Origin of the sequence: Pontibacter saemangeumensis, assembly GCF_039541895.1 — a bacterium.
Lineage (GTDB): Bacteria > Bacteroidota > Bacteroidia > Cytophagales > Hymenobacteraceae > Pontibacter > Pontibacter saemangeumensis.
The window spans coordinates 20,898-44,150 of record NZ_BAABHC010000020.1; the positions used below are offsets into that span (position 1 = coordinate 20,898).

Consider the following 23,253-nt stretch of genomic DNA (forward strand, 5'->3'; position numbering starts at 1 on the left):
TATAATGGGGAGAGTCTATCTCCTGCTTTCATGTTTTGTATTATCACCCTAAGGCAGGAAATGAACCCAGTTGAGGCTCAGATAACTGTTGCCGTCATGGCCTTCCGGGAAATCGGTGGCTACTATATAGATCGTGTGCTTGCCGCTAAGGGCCTTTATCCTGACAGCCTGTTCCTTCCAGTCGGTGATAACATCGGTGATGTTTCCTTTGGGTGCCTCCGTGGGCTGCAAATCCAATGCTCCTATTTCGGGGCCATCGAATTTATCCAACCTGAAGGACAGCCTGCAGGGGAAAGTAGTGGCAAAAGCCAGGTTCAGGTTTCCGATGCCCGTCATATCGATGTCCCGGAAGGTGATGTAGCTCTTTTCTGTTGGAAATCGGATATAGGCATTATTATACCGGACTGCCCCTGTGTTCTCATCGCAGTATATGGCCCAGACCTTCGCGTTGCGCAGCACATGGCTAGCCTGCCCCACCTGGGGGGAGGTTTTCCCAAAGCCTTTGTCTTTATATATAGCACGGAATATATAAAGCCCCTCCGCTTTTTCATCCGGCTGAAACGTGCCCTTCACCGGTAACCGGTTATCTGCCTGCTGCTCCTTTCCTATATCCAGGATGTATTTCACCATTTCAGACACCTCCTCCTCTTTCAGCTGCGGATGGGCCGACATGGCCGCCTGCCCCCAGTTGCCGCTCCCGCCCTTGATGATTTTTTGGGTTAAGGCATCCACCGCCTCCTCGTTATCTTTATAGCGTTCCGCGACTTGCAGCCACGATGGCCCAACAGACTTTGACTTTTCCTGATGGCAGCTCAGGCAGTCGCTTTGGCTGATGAACTGCTGCCCCGGATGCAGGTAAAGGGAAGCCGACTTCTCCTGTTCCTGGGCCAGTAACGTTAAATCAGTGCCCATGTCGGCTAAGTCAACCGTGACCAGTACCTCCTCAGGCGCAATTTTCCCGGTAGCCAGGCTTCCGTCTTCCTTGTCTTTCACATCCACCTGATAGGCGACCGGCTGCTGCTGCCAGTAGAAGCTCTTATTGCCCATGATGTTGATGGCTACCTCCGGTCGTTCATTCCCTGCCTCAATCCGCATCTCCTGGGTCGTGCTCAGGCCGTGGCTGTCGGTTACCTTCAGTCGTACTATATAGGAGCCTGGTTTGTCAAACTGGTAGCTGGCCTCAGGTCCCTGCCGGAGCTCTCTATCCTGCCCCACCAGTTGCCATTCATATGCCAGCTTATCGTTTTTGTCATAATCGAAGGACTCCGCTGCCGAGAACGTAACCTCAAGCGGCACCGCGCCGGCTGTTTTACTCGCCTGAAGCCTGGCTACCGGAGGCCGGTACCCTTCTATATAGTCGATCCGGACGAGGCGGGCATTCTGGTTTTGGGCAAACCACGCTGTGCCATACTCCAGCACATAGAGCGCTCCGTCAGGACCGAACTCCAGGTCAATCGGGTGGTCGAATTTAACGGACGGCATAAACCGCTCAATGTCCACCAACTTCCCGTTTTCGTCCAGGGTCACCACGTTAATCCAGTCGCGCATCCACTCCGCAATGAACCACTTCCCGTCGTAATAATCAGGGAACCTGCGTTTATCCTTCACCCAGGCAGGCTGCTGCTTATATAGCTCGGAGTGATAGAAAGGGCCGGCAATGGGGCTTTTGCCGCCCGTACCCAGGTTCTTAAAATCCTTTGACTCATCGTAGGAATACCAGATCAAAGCGCCTACAGCCGGAGGCAGTTCCTGGAGCCCGGTGTTATTAGGCGAATTGTTTACAGGCTTTTTGGGATCGAAGAACGGGCCGATTTTCTCGGTGGCGAAGTCAAAATCCGCATAGGGTTTGTTGTCCCCGGCAAAATAAGGCCACCCGAAAAAGCCGGGTTTCTTTGCCTGGTGCCATTCGTCATAGCTGATCGGGCCTCTGGCCGGATCGTCGATGGTGTTCTGCCCTACGTCGCCCCAGTACAACCACCCGGTCTTCGGATCAACTGTGATGCGGTATGGGTTGCGAAGCCCCATGGCATAGATCTCGGGCCGGGTCTTCGGGGTATTCTTAGAGAACAGGTTTCCTTCCGGGATAGAATAGGTACCGTCCGGCTCCGGTTTGATACGCAGCACTTTCCCCCGCAGGTCATTGGTGTTGCCGGCGGTCCGCTGCGCGTCCCAGTATGCACGGCCCTCTCTTTCGTCAATGGAATTGTAGTAGCCGGGGTTGTGCGGGTTGGTGTTGTCACCCACAGCTATATATAGGTTTCCGTCAGGTCCAAAGGCAAGTGAGCCGGCAGAGTGGCAGCATTCTGTGCGCTGCGTGCGAATCTCCAGCAGTATTTTCTCGGATTTCAGATCCAGTAAGTCGGGCTTCAGCACAAACCGGGACACCCGCTGCATTGGCTTCTCGCCTGCCGGGGAGTAGAAGAGATATATAAAATGATTGGAGGCAAAGTCAGGGTCTAAAGCCAGGCCCAGCAAACCGTCTTCCAGGTCATGAAAAACCGGTAGCTTTGCCAGAACACGCACCTTGCTTTCTTTAGAGTCATATAGCTTCACCGTGCCATGTCGCTCAATAAACAGGACATTCCCATCTGGCAGGACCTGAAGCTCCATAGGCTCATTCAGATTAGAAACCAGCTCTATTTTCTGGAAGCGGGTCTGGTCCGGCACTGCCAACGGTGTCTGCGTGCTGTCGCTCGTTCTTTTGCAGGAAGAAAGGCCTCCTGCCATGGAAATGCAAATACTAAGACTCACAACAAAATGGCTCTTGTAGATTCTGAAGATTTCAGAAGGTTTCATCCTGACTTATTTTATCCTTAAACTTTTATAGGTAGTGATAAAGAAGTAATGCTATGCCCTCGCTCGCCTCTGGCGAGTGTGAGTTATCAGGAGGCGTCCCGCCCGTTTAACTCTATGTTATGGTTTCTAAGCGGCCAGAGGCCGACCTATAGCTCACACTCGCCAGAGGCGAGCGAGGGCAGCCGTAGCTGTATTTTTGAACCAGCATTATTTCTTTATCACTACCCTTTTATAAAGATATATATGCTCCAGCACTCATTCTACATCAATTCTGTTCAAAACTGATACTATTCTAACATAAAAAGCCACATACAGAGAGATTTAAAGCAGAATTGTTTTATATTCATATATACGCAACCAATATGAAGCCCGCACTTGAACATTTACCCCTGGATTCAGGGGAATCTTTTGTAGCTAAGTTTTTTGATTACAACTACTATCCTACCCCCTGGCACTTTCACCCGGAGTATGAATTGGTGCTGGTAACCGAAAGCACCGGCAAACGATTTATCGGTGATAAGATAAGCGAGTTCGGACCGGGCAACCTTGCTTTGATGGGGCCTTATCTACCCCATTTGTACAGAAATGACCCGATATATTATGAGCCGGAATCGGCAAGAAGGGCAAAGTCCGTTGTCATTCATTTTTCTGAGCATTCATTTGGGCATCACTTTCTGTCTTTACCGGAAGCCAAAGCCTTACAAGGGCTATTTTCCCGCTCAGCAAGAGGCTTGGATATTATCGGGGAAACGAACAGGCTCACGAGCGAGAAGATGCTGGAGCTACTTCAATTAAACGGACTGGCCCGTTGGATGAAACTTCTGGAAATCCTTCACTTATTGTCTGTTTCAGATGAATACCAGTTTATTTCTGACGCTACCCTTACCGGCCGGAACGAACTGGAATCTGAGAGGCTGAGTAAAGTGTTTGAGTATGTAATGGAGAACTTCAGGGAAGAGATACACATTGCCCAGGTGGCGAACTTAGTAAACATGGCAGAAAACTCCTTTTCCCGTTATTTCAGCCTGCGGACCAGAAAGACCTTCAGCAGTTTCCTGACCGATATCCGAATAAGCCATGCGAGCAAACTGCTAATTGAAAATAAGATGAGTGTAGCCGACATTTGCTTTGGATGCGGCTTCAATAACCTTTCAAATTTTAACAGACAATTTAAAAAGCTATATAAAGTAAGCCCTTTGAGATACCGGCATCATTACACCAGCACCCTGCGCCGTTAATTATTCGGAGAAATATAATCTAACCAGGATGAGCAGACTCACAGATGATAATATGTCGTGGTCCTATAGATTCGCTACACCTAATGAACCGAATTTTTTAGTATTTCACCTTGCTTGCCATACTTCGGAAGCGCTCCCTCAGTGTATAGAAAGACTAAAAATCAAGTAATAATTGTGGGCTTGTGGGTAACTCGGCAGAGTTACCCACAAGCCCACAATTATAGCAATAGTAATAAATGAAGATGAAATTAAGGGGTAAAGTGTAGCGGATCAATTGAACCTTTACACGTCACGGGTTTTAACCATGTTTAAAACAAAAGGACTTACGTTTATTCGTAAGTCCTTTATTATGAAGTGGGCCCACCTGGAATCGAACCAGGCACCTACTGATTATGAGTCAGTTGCTCTAACCGAATGAGCTATAGGCCCGTTCCCGCTAAAAAGGCCCTTTAGGAGAGGCTTTCTTTGATTTGGGAGTGCAATTCTACATATTTGCATTCAATATTTCAAACAGAAAGGGAAAATTTTTACGTGGATCTGACGCAAATTAAGAATATAATTTTTGACTTGGGCGGGGTCATCATCAACCTCGACTACAACCGGAGCATTCAGGAGCTGCAGAAACTGTGCAAGGATAATTGCCATATCGCTTACAATCAGCGCGAACAGTCGCAGCTGTTCGACATGTTAGAGACTGGTGCCAGCTCCCCGGAGCAGTTCCGCGCCGGGCTGCGCGACGCTTACGGCATCACCGCGCCCGACGAGGAAATCGACAGGGCCTGGAACGCGATGCTGCTCGACATCCCGCAGCAACGCATCGACCTGCTGCTGGAACTGGGCAAGAAATACCGCATCTTCCTGCTGAGCAACACCAACGCCATCCACCAGAAGCGCTTCAACGAGATCGTGGCGCACAGTTTCACCATCCCCAGCCTCGACTCGCTGTTTGAGCAGGCGTATTACTCGCACCTGATCGGGAAGCGAAAGCCTGATGCCCTGGTTTTTGAGGAGATCATCGCCATGAACAAGCTCCAGAAGCAGGAAACCCTGTTTATAGACGACAGCATCCAGCACATCGAAAGTGCGAAAAAAGTCGGGCTCAAGACCCTGCACCTGCAGCCGCCGCTTACCATCAACCAGTTCTTTAAGGATGTTGTCTAAGCAGCAGCGCACCTATACCCTGCACCTGCTGCTTTTCTGCCTGACGCTCATCACCACCACCATTGCGGGCACGGAGTGGCGCTTCGGCAAGCTTTTTTTCCTTGGCCCGCAGGGATTCGACTGGACGGGCACCATTACCTGGGCAGAGTTCCTTGGCGGCCTCTACTTCTCGCTTCCATTTCTGGGCGTGCTGACGGTGCATGAGTTCGGACATTACTTTACGGCCAGATTTTACCGTACCAACGTCACGCTTCCCTATTATATCCCGCTGTGGTTCGGCATCACGTTCTCGCTGGGCACCATGGGCGCTTTTATCCGGATAAAGCAGCGCATCTTCTCGCGGCGGCAGTTTTTCGATATAGGCGTTGCCGGTCCGCTGGCGGGCTTTGTGGTGGCCATCCCGTTGCTGTTTTACGCCTTTACGCACCTGCCACCGCCGGAGTACATCTTCAGCATTCACCCGGAGTACGAGCGCTTTGGGCTGGATTACGCGCAGCATGTCTACGGCGATAACACTGGCAGCTTTGCCCTGGGCCGGAACCTGTTGTTTATCGCCTTTGAGCGCTTTGTGGCCGACCCCGCGCTGCTCCCCAACCAATATGAGGTGATTCATTACCCGCTGGTGTTTGCCGGGTACCTGGCGCTGTTCTTTACAGCCCTGAACCTGCTGCCCATCGGCCAGTTAGACGGCGGACACGTGCTCTATGGCTTAATCGGCTATGCGCGCTTCAACCGCCTCTCTCCCATCTTCTTCACCTTGTTTATCACGTATGCCGGGCTGGGCATCATCTCCCCGTACAGCGAGCCGGTATGGTCAGAGGAACTGCTGCTGGTGTTGGCGCCCTTCACGTACTGGGCCTTCAGCAAAATCTTAGACAATCAACGCTACGGCCTTATGGCAGCCATGTCTATGCTGTTGCTGCAATACAGCCTTGCGGGTATCCTGCCGGAATTCTCCGGCCATATATGGCTGTGGGGTTTTTATGTGCTGTACCTGGTGTTCGTGCTGAAGCCGGCTACCCCCAGACTGTCGTATACGCTGTACCTGGCCGGCACGGTATTGCTCGCCCAGGTGCTGATCTCCTTCGCCTTCCCGGAGGCTGATGGCTACAGCGGCTGGCTGGTGTTTGGGCTGCTGCTGTCGCGGGTGATGGGCATCTTTCACCCCTCCTGCCCCGACGAACGACCGCTCACGCCGCTGCGCAAGGCACTGGGCATCCTGGCATTTGTCATTTTCATTCTCTGCTTCAGCCCTTCTCCCTTTATAATTGAGTAGCGGTTTAGGAAGTTATAGTTTGCCATCATTCCCGTTTTGCAATGATAAGGCAGAAGCTAGCAAAAGGAAAGCGGCAGGTAGCATATAGACTATCTGCCGCTTTCCTTTTTAATGCTGCGCCTTATATATAAATCAGCGCCTATGTCGGCGTGTAGGGTTAAATTGGTTCGATGCCATTCCTTCCTTCATCCACCCCGAATGCTCCGAAGATGGGATTTTCGGCAATATATAATATACCTGGAGATCCTGAGGAGAAACCAAGTGTACGTTAGGTTGCCCTATATAGCAAGACACGCCTGAACAGGACTTGAAAATCAGCCATTATAAGCCAGGATCCCTCCCAGCAGGTTGCGGACGTTGCTGAAGCCCTGCTGCTGCAGAAACGCTTTGGCATTGGCGGAGCGCGCGCCGGAGCGACACTGCACAATCACTTCCTGGTCTTTGTAATCCTCTATATCGTCCATGCGCTGCGGCAGCATGCCAAGCGGTATGTTTTTAGCCCCGGCAATATTGGCTTCCTGGTATTCCCAGTCCTCCCGCACATCGATGATGATCGGGGTCTCGCCTTTGTTCAGGCGCTCCTTCAGTTCTTCTGCTGTGATGTCTGTCGATGAAGTAATCATAGTTTTGTCAGTATTAGTTTCTTGATGACAACTGCTTTCCTTGTTTGAATACGCAAAGTGTAGAGTCCTGGTGCCAGATGGCGCAGGATTATTGGCTGCTGAGGTCCTGCAAAGGTTTGGGCATATACCTGCTTGCCGGTGACATCGAAGACAGTGAGCTGCTCGTAAGGCTCGCTGATAAACACTTCCCCGCCGGATGGGTTCGGGAACACGCGCATGGCGGCGGCAAGCGCCTCCTCCTCGATGCCCAGGGCCTCCCCTACCAGCACAGGGCGCATCATCACGGCGCCTTCCAGGGTTGTCTCGGGTGTCCAGCCCTCGGTTGGGGTGTAGGTAAAGCGGCGGCCTTGGGCATTTTCGTTCCGATCAAACCCGATGTTCACGAAAGAGCTCCCGTTCTGCGACCAGCCGATATAGAAGCTCCCCTCCACCGGCACCAGCTTCGTGAGCTTTACCTCGTAAAACTCGTTGAGCGTGTCAGTGTACTGGATCTGGAAACTCTGCTGATGCAGCACCTCGCCGGGCACGCTGTCGTTGCCGGCCCACACCCGGAAGGAAAGCGGGGAGCCTGACATATCCCTGCCGCCAATGCGCGGGAAGTACACCCGGAAAGCGCTCAACTGGTCCGGCTCGTTCAGGCTGAAGCGTTGCGCCACCTGCGTGTTGCCTGTGCCCACAAAACTGAAGCCTGCCTCTGCCGTGCCGTCGTCGTAGGCGTAGTAGTCGGAGAACACTGTTTTGCGCTCGGTGCTGTCGTTGGCGCGCTGCAGCGGGTCCGGTTCCCTGGTGTCGAGCTGGATGCCGTGGAGCAGGGTGAAATGGCCTTCTCCGGGAATGCGGAGGCTGCTTAAGCCGGGGGTTCCTGTTATTTCGTACTGCCAGGCGGCGGCAGGCACCAGGTCCTGGCCGCGTAGAAACGTGTTTTCTGTGGCTTCGTCTACCTGCTGTATATAGCCGCGCCAGCTGATGGCGCCCGGCAGCCCGCCGAGGTTGTTCAGGGTAGCGCGCACTTCCTGCGCCAGCTCGCCTTCCGGGTTGGCCCGGAACTGCCGTGCGGGCATGGCCGTGTAGTGCTGCAGCAGCTTGCTCACGCCCTGGCTGATGGCAATGTCGCGGGATGTGTTCTGGCCTTTGCGGCGGTTTTTGGCGAACTCTATATAGTCCAGGTTCCACACATCGGCCAGGCCATTGCGCAGCCCCACATTCTGGAAACGGAACTGAAAATCGTTATGGAAATACGCTGCTTCCTTCAGGCCTATATATACCTGCGCAAACTCTGTCACAGCACCAACGGCTGGCTGCCGCCACACTTCGCGCCAGGCGCCGGCTTTGTCTTTAAACTCCAGTTGCAGGTAGCGCAGGTTGCTTCCGGTCAGGTCCGGCACATCGCCCAGCCCCCCGGACTGCCAGTAGAAGCTGAGATACACCGAATCCTGGGAGGTGAGGCTGCCCAGCTGGATGGGCTGCGAAGTAAGCGTATCGGAGGCACCGGCACTGGCTGAGCCCGGGGAATACGGCTGCCCGAGCCCATTCAAGCCGTCGAAGGAGGCCACATTGATGGTGACGGGCGCCAGGGCGTAGCGGTTGTTGATATATACGCCGCCATCTGCCAGCCAGCGTGCCTCGTCCGGCCTGACCGAGGCGGCCGCGAAATCATCGAAAAAAGGAAGAGAGACAGCCGCCATACGCAGGGGCACGCTGTTCCGCTGCGGCTGGCGCACCTCCTGTTGCAGCGGCTGCAGCACGGCCTGTGCCATGGCCGTTCCCGCCCCCCAGAGCATCAAAAGTAAAAGCGCCAGCGTTTTTCTCATCTTCCTGCTTTGCATGTACAACGAAAGCGCCCGCCGTTTTCGGGCAGGCGCTCCTACTATTTTCAGCTTATCTTACTCGATGCCCTGTACCGGCTCCTCGCCCGCCACCCAGAGGTCCACGAACTCCCCGACCCGGATCACGGCGCCCACCTCGGCAAACGGGCGCTGTTTCAGCACGGTGCCGTCCGGTTCTTCGCTGCCCTGCACATAGATGATGTTGCCGATCTGGAGCCCCTGCCCCACCAGCAGCACCGACGCCTCATCCACGGGCATGCCCACCACGTCCGGCACCTCAAACTCCGTGTTGCCCAGGCCGTCGCCCACGTGCAGGTCCACTACCGAGCCTTTCGGGATCAGTTCCCCCGGCTTCACTTCCTGGCCGTTCACAAACTGCTTGAGCACGGCGTTCTGCTGCAGGTCCGGCACCATCGTGACCTCGCCTTTCTTCAGGTCGTAGCTTTTGAGGATGAGCTCCGCATTTTTCACCGACCCGTCGATCAGCTTGGGCATTTTTATCATCGGCGGGTTCTTCATGTTCACGCTGATGTAGATCTTGCGGTTTTCCTTCACCTTCGCGTCCGGCGACGGGTCCTGCGTCAGGATGGTATAGGGCTTCAGGTTGGAGTTGTAACTGGAGTCGTTGATGAAATAACGCAGGTTCTGTTGCTCGAGAAGCTCCTCGGCATCCGTCAGCTGCATGCCTTCAATCCGGGGCACCGAAATGCTCTCGCCGTGGTTGGTGGCAGAGGGCAGGTATATATAAAAGAAGCCTACGATCATGGCAACCACAATAATTGCCATCAGGCTCAGATGTATGAGAACACCTACAAATGATTTCGCTCTAAACATGGGGGAATATAACTCCTAAATTTTTCAATGGTTAGCTTGCCGCTTGTTCACCGCAATTTTAAAATCGCTCCTAAACAACCACATCCATCTTTTCCTCTCTAACCTTCTGCTTTCATCCGGTTGCGCTCGATGCCGAACTGTAGAATCCGGTTGATAAAGTCGTAGGGCTTGTACCCGCTGATGGCCGTCTGGTGGAAGATGCAGGTGGCCGGCGTCATACCGGGAAGTGAGTTTACCTCGATGATGATGGTCTCCACCTCGTCGTTCTCCAGCACGCGCACAAAGGCGTCGATGCGGGCGTAGCCTTCTATCTGCAAAATCTGCGCCACCCGCCTCAGGTCCTCTTTTACTTTGTCGGATATTTTTTGGCGGCGCACCGGGTCGGCGGCATAGCGCGCCGGTGTGATGTTCTGCCCCTCGCCCGCCAGGAACTTCTCCTCCAGCGACAGCACCTCGCCTTCGGCCAGCGCCTCGGAGGCTTCAAACACTTCGTACTCCACCCCGCCGTCAGGGCCGTATTTGGTCAGCAGGCCGCCGGTCACTTCCAGGAAGTGCTTCGCCCCGTTTCGGGATATCAGCGTTTCTACCAGGAAGCCCGCCTTGTTCGGGAACTCCTCTTTAAAGCCAAGCGACAGCGTGCGAGCGCACTCCGTATCCAGTTCCTCCATGTCGCGGAACATCAGCGTGGAGAAGGCCTCCAGCTCGCGGCGGTTCTTTATTTTCTTAACGGCAGAACTGCAGCCATCGTCTGCGGGCTTCGCGATAAATGGATATGGGAAAGCTGCTTCTATCTGCTGGAAAAACGCTTCTTTGTCCTGCAGCCAGTCTTCTTTCAGCGCCATTTGGTGCTTGGCTACCGGCACGCCGTGCTTCGCGAGGATTTCGTTGGTGTCGTATTTGTTGATGGTGATGCGCGACGAACGGATACCGGAGCCGTTGTACGGGATATGCAGCTTCTCCAGTTCCGCCTGCAACGCACCGTCCTCGCCCGGGCGACCGTGCAGGGCGATGAACACCGCATCCACCAGGTTTTTCAGCTGCGCGTACGTAATGCGCTGCGGCTCCTGCAGGCTGCGGCCCGTGTACTTGCGGGTGATGCTCTCCGCCTCCTCTATGATCTGCGCCAGCACCGGGTGCGGCTTGCCCCCCTTCTCGAAGTGCTGGATCTTTTCCTTGATGTCGTCCGCGTTGTCCTTCAGCATGATATTGACCGGGATCGTGTACAGGCGGTGCGCCTCGTTGCTGCCGGTCAGGAAGATGGGCAGCGGCTCGTATTTGGTGGACGAGGAAAGCTTCTCATATATGTTGCGCCCGCTCTCCACGGATATATGGCGCTCCGAGGAGTAGCCCCCCATGATCACGCCCACGCGTATTTTGTCGTGGCGGTGCGCCTGCTCATCCTTGATCGCGCCATCAAGCTTTTGCAACAGCCGCGTCAGCTTCACAGTGTCCTTGCCCGACTTCAGGCGCTCGGCCACCGAGGTGCGGATGATATAGGTCAGGAACTGTGACGGGTTCAGCCCGATCTCCGCTGCCTGGTGGAAGAAGAACGACGACGGCAGCATGCCGGACGTGGTGTTCGGGTCGTTCAGGAAGATCTCGCCGCTGTCGGTGATAAAGCCGTCGAGGCGGGCATACACGTTAAAGCCAAAGGCCCTGAACAGCTTGCTGGTCGCCTGCCGTATTTCCTGTATCTGCTCGGTTGGCAGGTTGATCGGGGTGATCTTGCGGCTCAGGCCGGGCAGGTACTTGGAGCGGTAATCGAACACCTCGCTGCCTTTCACGATCTCCGTCGGAGGCAGCGCGAGCGGCTTGCCCGTCTCGTCCTGCACCACGATGCAGGAGAACTCCTTGCCTTTGATGAAAGCCTCCACCAGGATCTGCTGCTCGTGCTCCACGTTGGTGAGCGTGAGGCTGTCGGTGGCGGTGCTGCTGAAGGTGTAGTTGATATGATGCAGCAGTTCCTCCGGGTGGTATACAATCGTGCCGTCCTGCAGCAGGACCGGCATACCGATCCCCTCCCGGATGTCCACGAGCTGCTTCATGCTGGTCAGCTGCTTCTCCTCGCCCATCGCCAGCCACTGGCTCTTGTAAATGGTTTTGGTGAAGAAGCTGCGCTCCACGCCCGCCTCAAAAGCCGCGAAGTCATTTTCCTTGATGATGGAGACACCGATAGAGGAGCCCTGGTGCGGCGCCTTCAGCACCAGCGGCAGCCCGAGCTTGTCTACCAGTTGCTCGAATATTTTCCCGCGCCTGGTCTTGTCCGACCAGTCACCGTATTGGATGGTGCTGTAATCGGGGGTGGGGAAACCGTGCTGCTTCAGCATCTCCTTCTGCGCGGCCTTGTCGATGCCGATAGCGGAGGGCAGGATGCCGGAGCCGGAATAAGGGATATGGTACCACTCAAGCAACCCCTGTATGCTGCCGTCCTCGCCGTAGGGGCCGTGCAGCGCCAGAAACGCGAAGTCGAAATGGTTTTTGAACTCGTGGGGCAGCAGGCGCCTGCCCGCTTTGGCGATGATGGCGTCCTGCTCGGCAATGCTCAGCTCGCCCAGCGACTCCATATAGATCTGCAGGCCGTGCTCCGTCTCCGGCAGGGCGTCCACGGGCGGGTAAAAGTCCCGGATGGTGCCTTTGTATATATACTGCCAGTCGAGCAATATAAAATTGCCGAAGCTGTCAACAAATACCGGAACTGCCTCAAACAGCGCCTTGTCTAAGTTATCGAAAACCGTACGGCCACCTGCAAACGAAATCTCACGCTCCCGCGACGGCCCACCGAAAATTATTCCTACTTTCATTCCTGCAAAGGTAACAATTCAGGAAGTAAAGTTAAGATTTAAAATAATGAGTTTAAAGTTGTTTTCACGGTTGGCATTGCCCGCTGCTGCCCTTCTGAGGAGGTTACGCGGCAGCAAAGCCCCTGGCCAGCCGGGTATATACATTGGCTGATTTGCAGGCGCAGGAACAGCACCCCTGCTTACAAAATCATGCTCCGCCTCACAACTTATACCCATTTTGCTATATTTGCCGCAGCAACAAAAATTTCTAAATAACGAACAACGAGTATCGGATAACGAAACCAGACCACTTCATGAGAACCATAGACCAGTATAACTTTGCCGGCAAAAAGGCATTGGTGCGCGTAGATTTCAACGTGCCCCTCGACGAGAAATACCACATCACGGACGATAACCGCATCCGTGCGGCAGTGCCCACCATCCAGAAGATCCTCGACGACGGGGGCGCGGTTATCCTGATGTCGCACCTGGGGCGCCCAAAAAGCGGTCCTGAGGAGAAATTCTCACTCGTGCACCTGGTGGACCGCCTGAAAGATGAGTTTAACACCACCGTCTGGTTTGCCAACGACTGCATTGGCCCGGAGGCTGCCCAGATGGCGCATAACCTGAAGCCGGGCGAGATTCTGTTGCTCGAGAACCTGCGCTTCCACAAGGCCGAGGAGAAAGGCGACCCGGATTTTGCCAAAGAGCTGGCCGCTTTAGGCGATGTGTACGTGAACGACGCCTTCGGTACGGCGCACCGCGAGCATGCCTCCACGGCCGTGATTGCACGCTACTTCCCGAACGATAAAGTAGTGGGGTATGTGATGAAGGCAGAACTGGAGAACGCGCGCCGTGTGCTGGAGAACGTGGAGCGCCCTTATACCGCTATCATGGGGGGTGCCAAGATCTCAGACAAAATCCTCATCATCGAGCGACTGATGGACAAAGTGGACAACCTGATCATCGGTGGCGGCATGTCCTACACCTTCATCAAAGCAGACGGCGGCAATATCGGCTCCTCGCTGGTGGAAGAAGACAAGGTAGAACTGGCCCGGCGCCTGATTGCCATGGCCCGCGAAAAGGGCGTGCAGCTGATGATCCCCGTTGACTCGGTGGTAGCAGACGAGTTCAGCAACGATGCCAACATCGATACCTGCCTGAGCCACCACATCAAGCCCATGTGGATGGGGCTGGACATTGGCCCGAACGCCCGCGAAGAGTACGCCGCCGTGATCGCCAACTCGAAAACCATCCTGTGGAATGGCCCGATGGGCGTATTCGAGATGTCGAACTTCTCGGTTGGAACCGAAGCGGTGGCTGAGGCCGTGGTGGAAGCTACCCGCCGTGGCGCTTACTCCCTCATCGGGGGCGGCGATTCCGCTGCAGCCGTGAGCCAGCTGGGCTATGCCGACAAGGTATCCTATGTATCGACCGGCGGCGGCGCGTTGCTAGAGTATATGGAAGGCAAAGAGCTGCCGGGCGTGGCCGCCATCGAGCGGGACGATTATTAATTTATGCATTTAGAAAAAGCATATAAAACGGAAGCCCCTCTGACCAGAGGGGCTTCCGTTTTATATGCAAGCCATAATATGAACCATCCAGTGGAATGTTAAAAACTCTGGATTCACACTACAGTCTGAAGCTCCTGTACATTTAGGATATATGGAATATATGGATATGCTGACCTCGGCTTGTATGACTAAACGAGGCTGAGCCGCCAACTATATTTTCTTAATCTACAAGAACAATTACCTTCCCATTGGTTTTACGGGTTTCTACCTGCTGATGCGCTTTCGCCATATCCTCGAAAGGAAAGGTATAGGCCACATGCGACTTCAGGATACCTCGCTGTAGCAGGTCTGCCAGCTTTGCCATATCCTCGCCACTGGAATGCACGAGGTAATTCTTCGCCTCTATGTTTCGCTTGCTTGCCTCCGCCTGCACCTCCTCTTTTGCACCACCCAGTATGGAGATAATTTTGCCACCGTCTTTCAGCGTTTTCAAGGATCTGCGTGTGTTTTCCTCACCCAGCGAGTCGAGTACTATATCCACGCTCTGCACCACATCCTCCACTTGCTGACTTTTATAGTTAATCGACTCGTCTACTCCTAAGTCTCTCAAGAAGGCATGGTTTTCAGAAGAAGCTGTGCCTATCACGTAAGCTTTAAAGAATTTCGCTATCTGCACGGCATAATGTCCTACCCCACCCGCTGCAGCATGGATCAGCACGCGCTGCCCAGGCTGAATGTCTGCCTCGTGTACCAGCACCTGCCAGGCCGTAAGGGCGGCTAAGGTAGCGGCAGCGGCCTCTTGATGCGAGATGTTGGCCGGCTTATGTGCCAGATGGGCCTCCGGGGCCGCCACATACTCGGCGTAAGCCCTCCCGCTGCCAGGGAAGTTCACCATCCCGAACACCTCATCTCCCGCTTTAAAATACTCTACATCCTCGCCTACAGCCTCCACAATTCCTGAAATGTCCCAGCCTAAGATTACTTTGCTCTCTTCTTTCAGCTGGTTATAAAAGGCTTTGCCCTCGCGTGTTTTGGTATCGACAGGATTGATGCTGATGGCTTTTACTTTCACCAGCACCTCATTCTTCTGGAGCACTGGTTGTTCTATATTTTCAATCTGGAAATTTTCTACGCCCCCCGGCTCAGGTAAAGTAATTGCTTTCATAAGTTCAGTTTTATTTCATGGCTTTCTGTTTCAAACTGTATGAAGCGCAAAAGGTTGTAGAGAGCAGCTACATAGCTGAAATCCTGCAACTACCTTTATAGCTAACCTATTGGCTTTAAGCACAGGGCTTCAACCTATGCATGATCATCATTCACTTCTAGCCAGTAGCCGTCCGGGTCCTGGAAAAAGATCTGCCGGATTCCGTCTGAGCGCATGTTCGGGGTTTTGGAAGTCTCTTCGAAGTTTCCGTAGGGGATGCGCAACTCCTCCAGGTTCGCCATGAAATCCTCCAAACTCGCAACGCTGAAGCAGATGTGGGTGCTCTTCTGGTGCACGATATGGCTTGGGGCGCCTTCTATCAGGTGCAGCTGGCTGCGCCCTCCCATGCTGTACCACACGTGCCACCCGTCTTTGAACGGTTCGGGTATCTGCCGCAGCTGCAGCACCTCCTCATAAAACTTTGTGCTCCGGCTAAGGTCGTGCACGTGCAGGGCAATGTGGTTGATGGTAGCGGAAATCGGATGCATAGGCAAAAGTGTGCTGGGCTAAAAACGATGGTTTATATAGAGCCACAGGGATTATATATAAATCAGGCCTCAAATTTAAAAACAAAAAAGCCAGCAAAACAACCTGCTGTTCTCCCGCCTCTAAACACTTCGCCCAGTTTATAAGTATTCTAAGGTAGAATGGTGCTTCCTGAAAAGGACTTACCTTCTCACAGGCAGATCCTATATGCCTGCTGTTTCGTTTCATCTCTAACTGTACGTCTTATGCCACGATATCCCTCAAACAAATTTTTGAAAGCAGCTTTGGCATGTTTTCTCTTGCTCTTTGGCTTCAATGGCAGGGCGCAGGAGCCGGTGCATTCCAGTGAGCGCCAGATCGTTTTCCGCGCGGTCAACGTCATCCCGATGGACAGGGAGCAGGTGCTGCAGAACCAGGATGTGGTGGTCAAAGACGGAAAAATAACGGCCCTCGGAAGCTCAGGCAAAGTAAAATACAGCAAAGACGCCCTGGTGGTAGACGGCAGCGGGAAATACCTGATGCCGGGACTGGCCGAGATGCATGCCCACGTACCGCCCGTCGATGAGTTTGAGCCGATGGAAGAAGTGCTGCGGCTATTCGCCCTGAACGGCATCACCACGATACGCGGCATGCTGGGCCACCCGCGCCACCTGGAGCTGCGCGAGCGGATACAGAGTGGCGAACTCATCAGCCCCCGCTTCTATACCTCCGGCCCCTCCTTTAACGGCAACACCGTAAAAACCCCGGAGCAGGGCGCAAAGATGGTGCGCGCGCAGAAGCAGGCAGGGTATGATTTCCTGAAGCTGCACCCCGGCCTTACCCCCGAAACCTTTGCGGCAATCTCCAAAACCGCTAACGAAGTGGGCATTCCGTTTGCCGGGCATGTATCCTACAAGGTGGGCATTTGGCCTGCTATTGAGGCGGGCTATGCGTCCATCGACCATATGGATGGCTTTGTGGAAGGGCTGGTGCCGGGCCTGGATACGATTCCGGAGCAGCGGGCGGGCCTGTTTGCCATGTATATTGCGGATCAGGCGGATGAGTCCCGCATCCCCAAGCTTATGACCGCTCTCCGCGAAAACAACATATGGGTGGTGCCGACGCAGGCTTTGGCCGAGCGTTGGATAGCCGCCGATAAAGACCCGGAGATGCTGCGCAAGGTACCAGAGATGATCTATATGGACCCGGGCACTTTAGAAAAATGGACCACTTCCAAAAAGGATATGATGCAGAACCCGCAGTACGATGCTGCTGAAATTGCCAATTATATCAACCTCCGGCAGAAGCTTATATATGAATGCAACCGGAACGGTGTGGGATTACTGCTGGGCTCCGATGCGCCGCAGGTGTTCAACGTGCCGGGCTTCTCCACACACCACGAGCTGAAGTACCTGGTGGATGCAGGGCTAACGCCCTACGAAGCGCTCCGCACCGGCACCGTGAACATCGGTCGTTTTCTGAACCGGCCCGATATAGGCATCATCAAAGAAGGTGCCGCCGCCGACTTGGTTTTACTGGCTGGCAACCCGCTGGAGCAAATCGTACAAACACAAAAAATTGAAGGTGTGCTGGTGACGAAGCGCTGGCTTCCCAAAACCTATATAACGCAGGAACTGAAGAAACTGGAGAAACAGTAGCACCGGCTTTATCTCTGCCTATGCTTAGGTGTTGGGACTTTGGCCGCCCTTGTTGTGTCTTTTGACCAACAAGCTGTTGGTGAGAACACACAACAGCGGCGGATTTAAAATAACACATCGTGTTTCAGACACATACGATATATATAAAAAGCCCTTCTGGTTAGAAGGGCTTTTCTTAGCTTTTTACCGGGTTCAGAATCTTGTCAATCCGGACAAGGGCGTCATCCACGTGGTACCGGCTGAGGTCATTAGCATAGCGGCTTTGGGCACTTTTAAGCTGACGTTGCAGCTTCACCAACTCCCCCCACACAATAGAGCGAATATCGGACTGGCTGATCTCTACCGGCGTACCGTAACTGCTGCGGCTGCGTGGGGGCTCCTCGTTGAGCAGGTGGTGCATGCGGTCGAGGTACGCCTTCTGCAGGTTGCGCCGGTATATATCAATCTTGGCACCGCTGTACACCTCGCTCCAGATGCCGCGCTGGAGTTGGCGCACCATATCCAGCGCATTATAGTTGACGTTGTTCACCTCGTTTTCCATCAGGCGGGCCATCCTGTCTGGAGACAGGAGGTTGTTGAGGTGCCGCACCTGCAAACTACGGATGTTCTCCACATAGCTGGCGTGATGGATGTTGCGCGAGATGTTGGTCTGATTCAGCCACTCGGGCGAGGTAAAGGCGTTTTTCAGCAGCCAGTCCAGTGAAGCAGCCTGTGTTCTGGCCGCCACCGGGGTATATATAAATCCTGCCTGGTCTGGCTTCAGCCGGTTTTCATGCACCCCGCCCACGTTTGTCACCACATGGCCGATGTAGCGGCTCCACACGCCGAGCAGCTCACCATAAAGTTCGTCCAAGTCATCATAGTCGTTGGTTTTGCTTGCAGTCCAGTCATATAGCTTCGGGGCCACCTTTTTCAGGTTCGCCAGCCCATAAGTGCTGGACTTGATTACATCCGCCCCAATGCCCTCTGTCTGGCTCTCCGGGTCGTAGCCGCCGCTGCCGCTGCCAAACTGGTAGATCGGGTTCGCGGACTTTTCATTTATCCATTTCGATAGCGTCGGCACCTCGGCTTCGGCACTTTTCGCATCCGGCAGGAAGCGGTAGCCCCAGTTGATGGCGTAGTGGTCATATGGCCCCAACTGGCGCACAAACCGGATGTTCTTGTCGCCGGGCTGCGCCACGTAGTGGTAGCGGGCGTAGTCCATGATGGTGGCGGCAATACCGTATTCCTGCGTGAACTTGCCGGAGCGGAGCGAGTCGGTCGGGTAAGCAGCACTTGCCTTCATATTGTGTGGCAGACCAAGCGCATGGCCCACTTCGTGCGTGATCACCTCCAGCATCATCTCGCCCAGGTCATCCAGGGGCGTGTCGAGGGTGCGGGCGTTCGGGTTGGCTGCGCCTGTCTCCAACAGGTAGCGGTTGCGGTACGAGCGCAGGTGGTTGTGGTACCAGATGATGTCGCTTTCGATGATCTCCCCGGATCGCGGGTCCGACACGCTTGGCCCCACAGCGTTGCGGGTGGTGCTGGCCACATACCGGATCACGGAGTAACGCACATCCTCGGGGTTAAAATCAGGGTCTTCTGCCGGCGAAGGCGGGTCTTTGGCGAGGATGGCGTTTTTGAAACCTGCCGTCTCGAAGGCCTTGTTCCACTGCTCCACACCCGCTTTTATATAGGGCCGCAACTTAACAGGCGTGGCCGGGTCGAGGTAATACACAATCGGCTTCACGGGCTCCACCAGCTCACCGCGCTTGTAGGCCTCCACATCCTTCGGTTCCAGGCGCCAGCGGCGTATATAGGATTTCTCGTCTGCCTTCAGCGCCTCCGACCCGTAGTCAATCTGCCGGATGTTGAAGTAGCCCACGCGGTAATCGTTGAGGCGGGGCTGCATCGGCACCTTCGGCAACAGCACCATCGACTGGTTCATCATCAGGCTGATGGAGCCCGTGGCGGAGTTCGAGGGCGGCTCGGCGGCGTCGTAGGTAAAGTCCTGCTTCACCTCCAGGTTCAGCGGAAAGCTTTTGGCGCTATATATAAAACTGCGGCTCTCGTCCAGTTTGCTCACTTTGTAATTCTTCCGCATCTCCGCATCCAGCCCACTGAAGGCTTTTATATCGCTGGTGAGGAACTTGGTCACGTCGATCACAAAGCCTGCGGAGTCCTTTGACAGCGCCGCAATGTCAAAGGCATATAGCGTAGGCTGGTAATTGTTGGCCTGCACCGACAGGCTGATGGGCAGCGAATCGGCGGCAAAGGCATTGTAAGACTTCGTTTTCAGCACGATCTTGTTCTCGAACTTCTGCCACACCACCATCTGCTCGTTCACCGAAGAGCCGGCGTTCACGTAGCCGTTCCCGAGTCCGGACGGGAGATTCGCGAACCGACTGATCCACAGGAAGTCGCGCTGCAGCAGCGAATCCGGTATCTCGTAGTAGTACTTGTCCCCAACTTTGTGGATGGTGAACAACCCCTCGTCTGAGATGGCTTCTTTCGTGATCACGTCGCCGTAGTTCCTGATGCCGCTTCTGGCAGCAGGCTTTGGCTTTTCGTTATTCTCGGTTTTAGCAACTTCATTGGTGACTTCAGTCTGCAGCTGCTGTGGCACCTTGGAACCGGAGCAGGAGATATGGGTAGCCGTCATAAGCAGGGAGAAGCCTATGACCTGGTAAATTTTTGGCATTGGTAAACGCAGTATATAAAATTGGATAGAAAGCCGCACAAACCTGACTTGCACTGGTGCAGGTCGGCACTCCAATTTAAGGGTATTTTGAAAATTTATTGTATTATTTTCAAGATACCTGCATCCTCAACGTGTCCTCATTTCTCGCTTATCTGCCCCTTTGGACCTGTATAATCGGTTATGGCCGCCTATATCGTTTCACTCTAATAAGTGCGCAGGTCATAATTCAACCCTACCCGTGCGCTCACGTTCTTGTTCAGGTACGGATTTCCTGCCTGCCAGCCTCTTGTTTTGCCTGCCACGTTTACGAACGATGAAAAATGCCGCCCTAAGCTGTATTTTAGGTTGAGTTCAGCCGCACCGCCTGCTTTACCCTTTTCGTCGAAGAAGCTTTGGTTTTCGGGCTGCACCCACGCATGCAGCACCAGCGAGCCTTGCAACCTGTCGCGTTTGTCCAAGGCTTTCTCAAGCAAGCCTATTTCCAAACCGCCGAAAGTTTGGCGCCGGTTGTTGTACGTGTGCAGGCCCAGCAACAGGTTGCTCTTCCTGTAGCGCACCGGCAAAAGCATCCCAATATCGTTTCCGAAATGCGTGGGCACATACTGCCCAAAGAAGTTAAAGGAAACATGCCGGCCCAGGTTGATGCTGTTCACAAAAAAGACAGCCGGATTAATGAAGTTAATCAGCGACAGCCGTTCCTGCTTTTCCAGGTAGTCCTGTGCCTCCGGCGACAGATCGCTGAAACCAACTCTTCGGTTTACCCCTTCCCCGTTCGGGAACGGGTCGCGGGTTGTATAAGGCTGGTCAGGGCTGAACATATCATATGCCCAGGCAGTAAAATCAGCGCCCGCATAGTCACGCTGCACCGGATCAAGGTTCTCATGGGGCGGGGCATCCACTTTCACAGTGTTGGAGGCGTTGCTGGTAGAGAACCGGAGGTAGTGCCAGGTATACCAGGCATTATAGAGGTACAAAGCGTTTTTATAGATGATGCGCTTGTGGTAAAAGTCGTTCAGCAGGTTCGTTTGGGTGCTCAGGCTTTGGGCATGCACCCCTGCCACATACGAATACAGCAACCCTTTCAGATCATGCGCTTTCAGTTGAGACAGCTGCCCGTCGCTGACGCCATACACGGTGCCGTCCCAGCGGCTGAGGAGCCAGTTGCCATTCGTGGCGTTTACGCCACTCACCCCCAGCACAGCCCGATGAAACTCTTCGTGCGCCCATATCCCCAGAGTAATGGGTAGCTCGCTCCCATACCGCACAAAACCCAGGCTCAGGAGATACTTTGCGGTTTTGTTCAACAGGAGCTTGCCTGGCGTGGCCCCTGCTTCATCTACTCTTATCAATTTATCGCCCAGCAGATCGATTCCCCTGTAACCAAGGTCGTAAAAGTTGTTGCTCAGTTCCAGGCTTTGCTGCATCGTCGGGTACCTGTAAGGCAAATCCTGGTTCTGAGGCAGGTCGGGCAGGGAGAGCGACAGGCGCAGTTTATAGAGCGCGGTGTCCTGCGCCAGTACCGCAGGGCTGCCTATAGCCAAAGCCAGGGCAGCAGCCAGCATGGCTGTCATGATCTTTTTCATAGTTTTATTTTGTAGGAATTTACAGGGAATAGAGAAGCTGGTGAAGCTATATAGAGCCCAACCTGTTATTCGAAGTTTTTTCTGAAATCAGTAAGTAAGTGCTGCTGTTACTTTGAGTTTGCCTGGGAGGCGGCTTTCTTCCTGATAAGTTCCAGGGTATATAGCAGCTCGCGGTCTGTACCCGTCAGCACATCCTGCACAGTAGGCTCCACGATATGGTGCGGGATGATGCCGCGGTCTTTCACAGGCTCTTTGGCAATGGCCGTGTAGTAGGCCCAGAGCGGGATGCCCAGGTCGATGTTCGTGTTCGGCAGGGGCAAGATAGAGAAGTACCCGCTGTTATCGCCCTGGTATGCGCCGCCCGTTTCCTGCCCTACAAAAGTGGCCCGGCCCATGTGATGCACCACGGAGGCAAACTCTCCTGTTACCGAAAAGCTCCAGCCATTCGTCAGTACATAGACATCACCGGTAAAGGCATCCCTGGCAGGCTGTATTTCCTTCAGATACTTTCGTGGCTGCACATCGTAGGTCCCCTCGTCGTTCTTCCGCATCCTGCTCCGGAAGTAGCCGTAATACCACGGCTCATGTGCCCGATCGGAGAAGCTGAATTTCTTGTTTGACTTTGAGACCACTTTTTTAAAGTACTGAAAGGGTTTATCCGCCAGGTAAGAACTCAGCAGCATGCCGTAGCTGTCCATGCCGCCCTCGTTGTAGCGCAGGTCTATCACCAGCGCCTTGGGGTTGCGCTCTTTGATGGTCTTGAAGGCTTCCGCCATAAACTTTTTGAACTTGGCCTCTTCGCTGTTCATGAACCAGTCCACGTTCAGCACCGCCACGTTCTCCTCGTTAAAAGTGAGGCTGAAGGGAGATTGTTTTGGTTTTGCCTCCTCTTTCTGCTGTTCCGATGCCTTCAGCGTTTCCAAACGGATGGCAGGGTATTCTGCTGTAACCTCCTTGCCATCAGCACCGCTGTATGTGACGCTATATACCGGGGTGGCCTCTATAAAGGAGGCATAGTAACCGCTGAAGTACTTACTCAATTCTATATACTTGGAACTCTGCACCAGCCCATCGGCAAACGACACGTTCGGGAGTAGCTTTTGCAGTATATCACCAAAAGGCTTCCCGTTGATCGCGCGCAGCTCGGCACCGGCAGGAGCCTCGGCTGCCCCGTCATAGCTATATAGGATGTGGGCTTTGCTGCCTGTGATATATAGCTTCAGCGGGAACAACTGACCGGCATGGAACCAATAATTGTACTCTCCTTTTGGGAGGAATTTGGTATGGCCACAGCGGATGAGCGTCACCAGCGGCTTTAGCGCAACATAGAACTCCTGTTCCGATTTGGGGTTGCTGAGCGTAGCAAAGGTGCTGTCGAATTTCGCATCGAATACTGCTTTGGGCGTGTAACGGTACAGGCCGGGGTGCGCTTCTTCGAGGGCGCTTCGGAAGCGGGTGAAATCCTCTCGCAAATGCTCGGGTGTAAACGTCTGCTCCTGCTTCTGGGCGGACTGTGCCACAGAAAGCAAGGGCAAGTATACCAGCAACACAATGGGCAGCAACACGGTTAAAAATTTAGTTTTCATGGCTTTGATGGCTTAATGTTGCTGCAAAT

Annotated in this window: 15 protein-coding genes and 1 tRNA gene; 5 read left to right on the plus strand and 11 right to left on the minus strand. The window is 54.0% G+C overall.

Annotated elements, in window-relative coordinates; translation table 11 throughout:
• Positions 1 to 48: 48 nt before the first annotated feature.
• The gene (locus ABD920_RS17660) at positions 49 to 2,727 is read right to left on the minus strand and encodes a PQQ-dependent sugar dehydrogenase (RefSeq protein ID WP_345160841.1); all 2,679 of its coding nucleotides are present in this window, start codon (positions 2,725 to 2,727) and stop codon (positions 49 to 51) included.
• 431 nt (positions 2,728 to 3,158) lie between these two features.
• On the opposite strand from ABD920_RS17660, the gene ABD920_RS17665 reads away from it, so the two are divergent.
• On the plus strand, positions 3,159 to 4,034 hold the full coding sequence (locus ABD920_RS17665; protein ID WP_345160842.1) for a helix-turn-helix domain-containing protein: 876 nt from the start codon (positions 3,159 to 3,161) through the stop codon (positions 4,032 to 4,034).
• A 355-nt stretch (positions 4,035 to 4,389) separates the two neighbouring features.
• Here ABD920_RS17665 and ABD920_RS17670 read toward each other — a convergent pair.
• Positions 4,390 to 4,463, minus strand: a tRNA-Ile gene (locus ABD920_RS17670).
• A gap of 102 nt (positions 4,464 to 4,565) precedes the next feature.
• On the opposite strand from ABD920_RS17670, the gene ABD920_RS17675 reads away from it, so the two are divergent.
• Together ABD920_RS17675 and ABD920_RS17680 are read left to right on the plus strand one after the other, a co-directional pair.
• Positions 4,566 to 5,195: an HAD family hydrolase gene (locus ABD920_RS17675; RefSeq protein ID WP_345160843.1), complete on the plus strand. Its 630-nt coding sequence runs from the start codon at positions 4,566 to 4,568 to the stop codon at positions 5,193 to 5,195.
• Positions 5,185 to 6,471 (plus strand): site-2 protease family protein, encoded by a 1,287-nt coding sequence (locus tag ABD920_RS17680; protein ID WP_345160844.1) that lies wholly within the window; start codon positions 5,185 to 5,187, stop codon positions 6,469 to 6,471. The genes ABD920_RS17675 and ABD920_RS17680 overlap by 11 nt, the downstream gene beginning before the upstream one ends.
• A 314-nt stretch (positions 6,472 to 6,785) precedes the next feature.
• Here ABD920_RS17680 and ABD920_RS17685 read toward each other — a convergent pair whose 3' ends face one another.
• The 4 genes from ABD920_RS17685 to ABD920_RS17700 all read right to left on the minus strand — a co-directional run bounded on the left by ABD920_RS17685 (position 6,786) and on the right by ABD920_RS17700 (position 12,555).
• On the minus strand, positions 6,786 to 7,094 hold the full coding sequence (locus tag ABD920_RS17685; protein WP_345160845.1) for a rhodanese-like domain-containing protein: 309 nt from the start codon (positions 7,092 to 7,094) through the stop codon (positions 6,786 to 6,788).
• Positions 7,091 to 8,905: a T9SS type A sorting domain-containing protein gene (locus ABD920_RS17690; protein WP_345160846.1), complete on the minus strand. Its 1,815-nt coding sequence runs from the start codon at positions 8,903 to 8,905 to the stop codon at positions 7,091 to 7,093. The genes ABD920_RS17685 and ABD920_RS17690 overlap by 4 nt, the downstream gene beginning before the upstream one ends.
• Before the next feature lie 72 nt (positions 8,906 to 8,977).
• Entirely contained in the window at positions 8,978 to 9,706 is a 729-nt protein-coding gene (locus tag ABD920_RS17695) for a PASTA domain-containing protein (protein ID WP_345160847.1), read from the minus strand.
• Between the two features lie 146 nt (positions 9,707 to 9,852).
• Positions 9,853 to 12,555, minus strand: coding sequence for a D-alanine--D-alanine ligase family protein (locus tag ABD920_RS17700; protein WP_345160848.1), 2,703 nt, complete (start codon positions 12,553 to 12,555; stop codon positions 9,853 to 9,855).
• Between the two features lie 293 nt (positions 12,556 to 12,848).
• Here ABD920_RS17700 and ABD920_RS17705 point away from each other — a divergent pair, with 293 nt between their 5' ends.
• Complete coding sequence (locus ABD920_RS17705; protein ID WP_345160849.1) at positions 12,849 to 14,048, plus strand: phosphoglycerate kinase; 1,200 nt, start codon at positions 12,849 to 12,851, stop codon at positions 14,046 to 14,048.
• A 220-nt stretch (positions 14,049 to 14,268) separates the two neighbouring features.
• On the opposite strand, the gene ABD920_RS17710 is transcribed toward ABD920_RS17705, so the two are convergent.
• Together ABD920_RS17710 and ABD920_RS17715 are read right to left on the minus strand one after the other, a co-directional pair.
• Positions 14,269 to 15,213: an NADP-dependent oxidoreductase gene (locus ABD920_RS17710; RefSeq protein WP_345160850.1), complete on the minus strand. Its 945-nt coding sequence runs from the start codon at positions 15,211 to 15,213 to the stop codon at positions 14,269 to 14,271.
• A 134-nt stretch (positions 15,214 to 15,347) separates the two neighbouring features.
• Positions 15,348 to 15,740 carry a VOC family protein gene (locus tag ABD920_RS17715; protein ID WP_345160851.1) on the minus strand — a complete coding sequence of 131 codons (393 nt, stop codon included), beginning with the start codon at positions 15,738 to 15,740 and terminating at the stop codon, positions 15,348 to 15,350.
• Positions 15,741 to 16,022: 282 nt separating this feature from the next.
• Here ABD920_RS17715 and ABD920_RS17720 point away from each other — a divergent pair, with 282 nt between their 5' ends.
• On the plus strand, positions 16,023 to 17,375 hold the full coding sequence (locus tag ABD920_RS17720) for an amidohydrolase family protein (protein ID WP_345160852.1): 1,353 nt from the start codon (positions 16,023 to 16,025) through the stop codon (positions 17,373 to 17,375).
• A gap of 175 nt (positions 17,376 to 17,550) precedes the next feature.
• On the opposite strand, the gene ABD920_RS17725 is transcribed toward ABD920_RS17720, so the two are convergent.
• The 3 genes from ABD920_RS17725 to ABD920_RS17735 form a co-directional block, all read right to left on the minus strand.
• Positions 17,551 to 20,055, minus strand: a complete 2,505-nt coding sequence (locus ABD920_RS17725) for a zinc-dependent metalloprotease (protein WP_345160853.1) — start codon at positions 20,053 to 20,055, stop codon at positions 17,551 to 17,553.
• A 203-nt stretch (positions 20,056 to 20,258) separates the two neighbouring features.
• Positions 20,259 to 21,638 carry a hypothetical protein gene (locus ABD920_RS17730; RefSeq protein ID WP_345160854.1) on the minus strand — a complete coding sequence of 460 codons (1,380 nt, stop codon included), beginning with the start codon at positions 21,636 to 21,638 and terminating at the stop codon, positions 20,259 to 20,261.
• Between the two features lie 107 nt (positions 21,639 to 21,745).
• On the minus strand, positions 21,746 to 23,224 hold the full coding sequence (locus tag ABD920_RS17735; protein ID WP_345160855.1) for a S41 family peptidase: 1,479 nt from the start codon (positions 23,222 to 23,224) through the stop codon (positions 21,746 to 21,748).
• Between the last annotated feature and the right edge of the window lie 29 nt (positions 23,225 to 23,253).

What these genes read in the sequence shown, in the direction of transcription:
- ABD920_RS17715 (WP_345160851.1), bottom strand. Translation starts at nt 15,740, where the DNA reads ATGCATCCGATTTCCGCTACCATCAACCACATTGCCCTGCACGTGCAC.
- ABD920_RS17685 (WP_345160845.1), bottom strand. Translation starts at nt 7,094, where the DNA reads ATGATTACTTCATCGACAGACATCACAGCAGAAGAACTGAAGGAGCGC.
- ABD920_RS17705 (WP_345160849.1), top strand. Translation starts at nt 12,849, where the DNA reads ATGAGAACCATAGACCAGTATAACTTTGCCGGCAAAAAGGCATTGGTG.
- ABD920_RS17680 (WP_345160844.1), top strand. Translation starts at nt 5,185, where the DNA reads ATGTTGTCTAAGCAGCAGCGCACCTATACCCTGCACCTGCTGCTTTTC.
- ABD920_RS17700 (WP_345160848.1), bottom strand. Translation starts at nt 12,555, where the DNA reads ATGAAAGTAGGAATAATTTTCGGTGGGCCGTCGCGGGAGCGTGAGATT.
- ABD920_RS17725 (WP_345160853.1), bottom strand. Translation starts at nt 20,055, where the DNA reads ATGCCAAAAATTTACCAGGTCATAGGCTTCTCCCTGCTTATGACGGCT.
- ABD920_RS17665 (WP_345160842.1), top strand. Translation starts at nt 3,159, where the DNA reads ATGAAGCCCGCACTTGAACATTTACCCCTGGATTCAGGGGAATCTTTT.
- ABD920_RS17710 (WP_345160850.1), bottom strand. Translation starts at nt 15,213, where the DNA reads ATGAAAGCAATTACTTTACCTGAGCCGGGGGGCGTAGAAAATTTCCAG.
- ABD920_RS17695 (WP_345160847.1), bottom strand. Translation starts at nt 9,706, where the DNA reads ATGGCAATTATTGTGGTTGCCATGATCGTAGGCTTCTTTTATATATAC.
- ABD920_RS17735 (WP_345160855.1), bottom strand. Translation starts at nt 23,224, where the DNA reads ATGAAAACTAAATTTTTAACCGTGTTGCTGCCCATTGTGTTGCTGGTA.
- ABD920_RS17690 (WP_345160846.1), bottom strand. Translation starts at nt 8,905, where the DNA reads ATGAGAAAAACGCTGGCGCTTTTACTTTTGATGCTCTGGGGGGCGGGA.
- ABD920_RS17730 (WP_345160854.1), bottom strand. Translation starts at nt 21,638, where the DNA reads ATGAAAAAGATCATGACAGCCATGCTGGCTGCTGCCCTGGCTTTGGCT.
- ABD920_RS17660 (WP_345160841.1), bottom strand. Translation starts at nt 2,727, where the DNA reads ATGGCAGGAGGCCTTTCTTCCTGCAAAAGAACGAGCGACAGCACGCAG.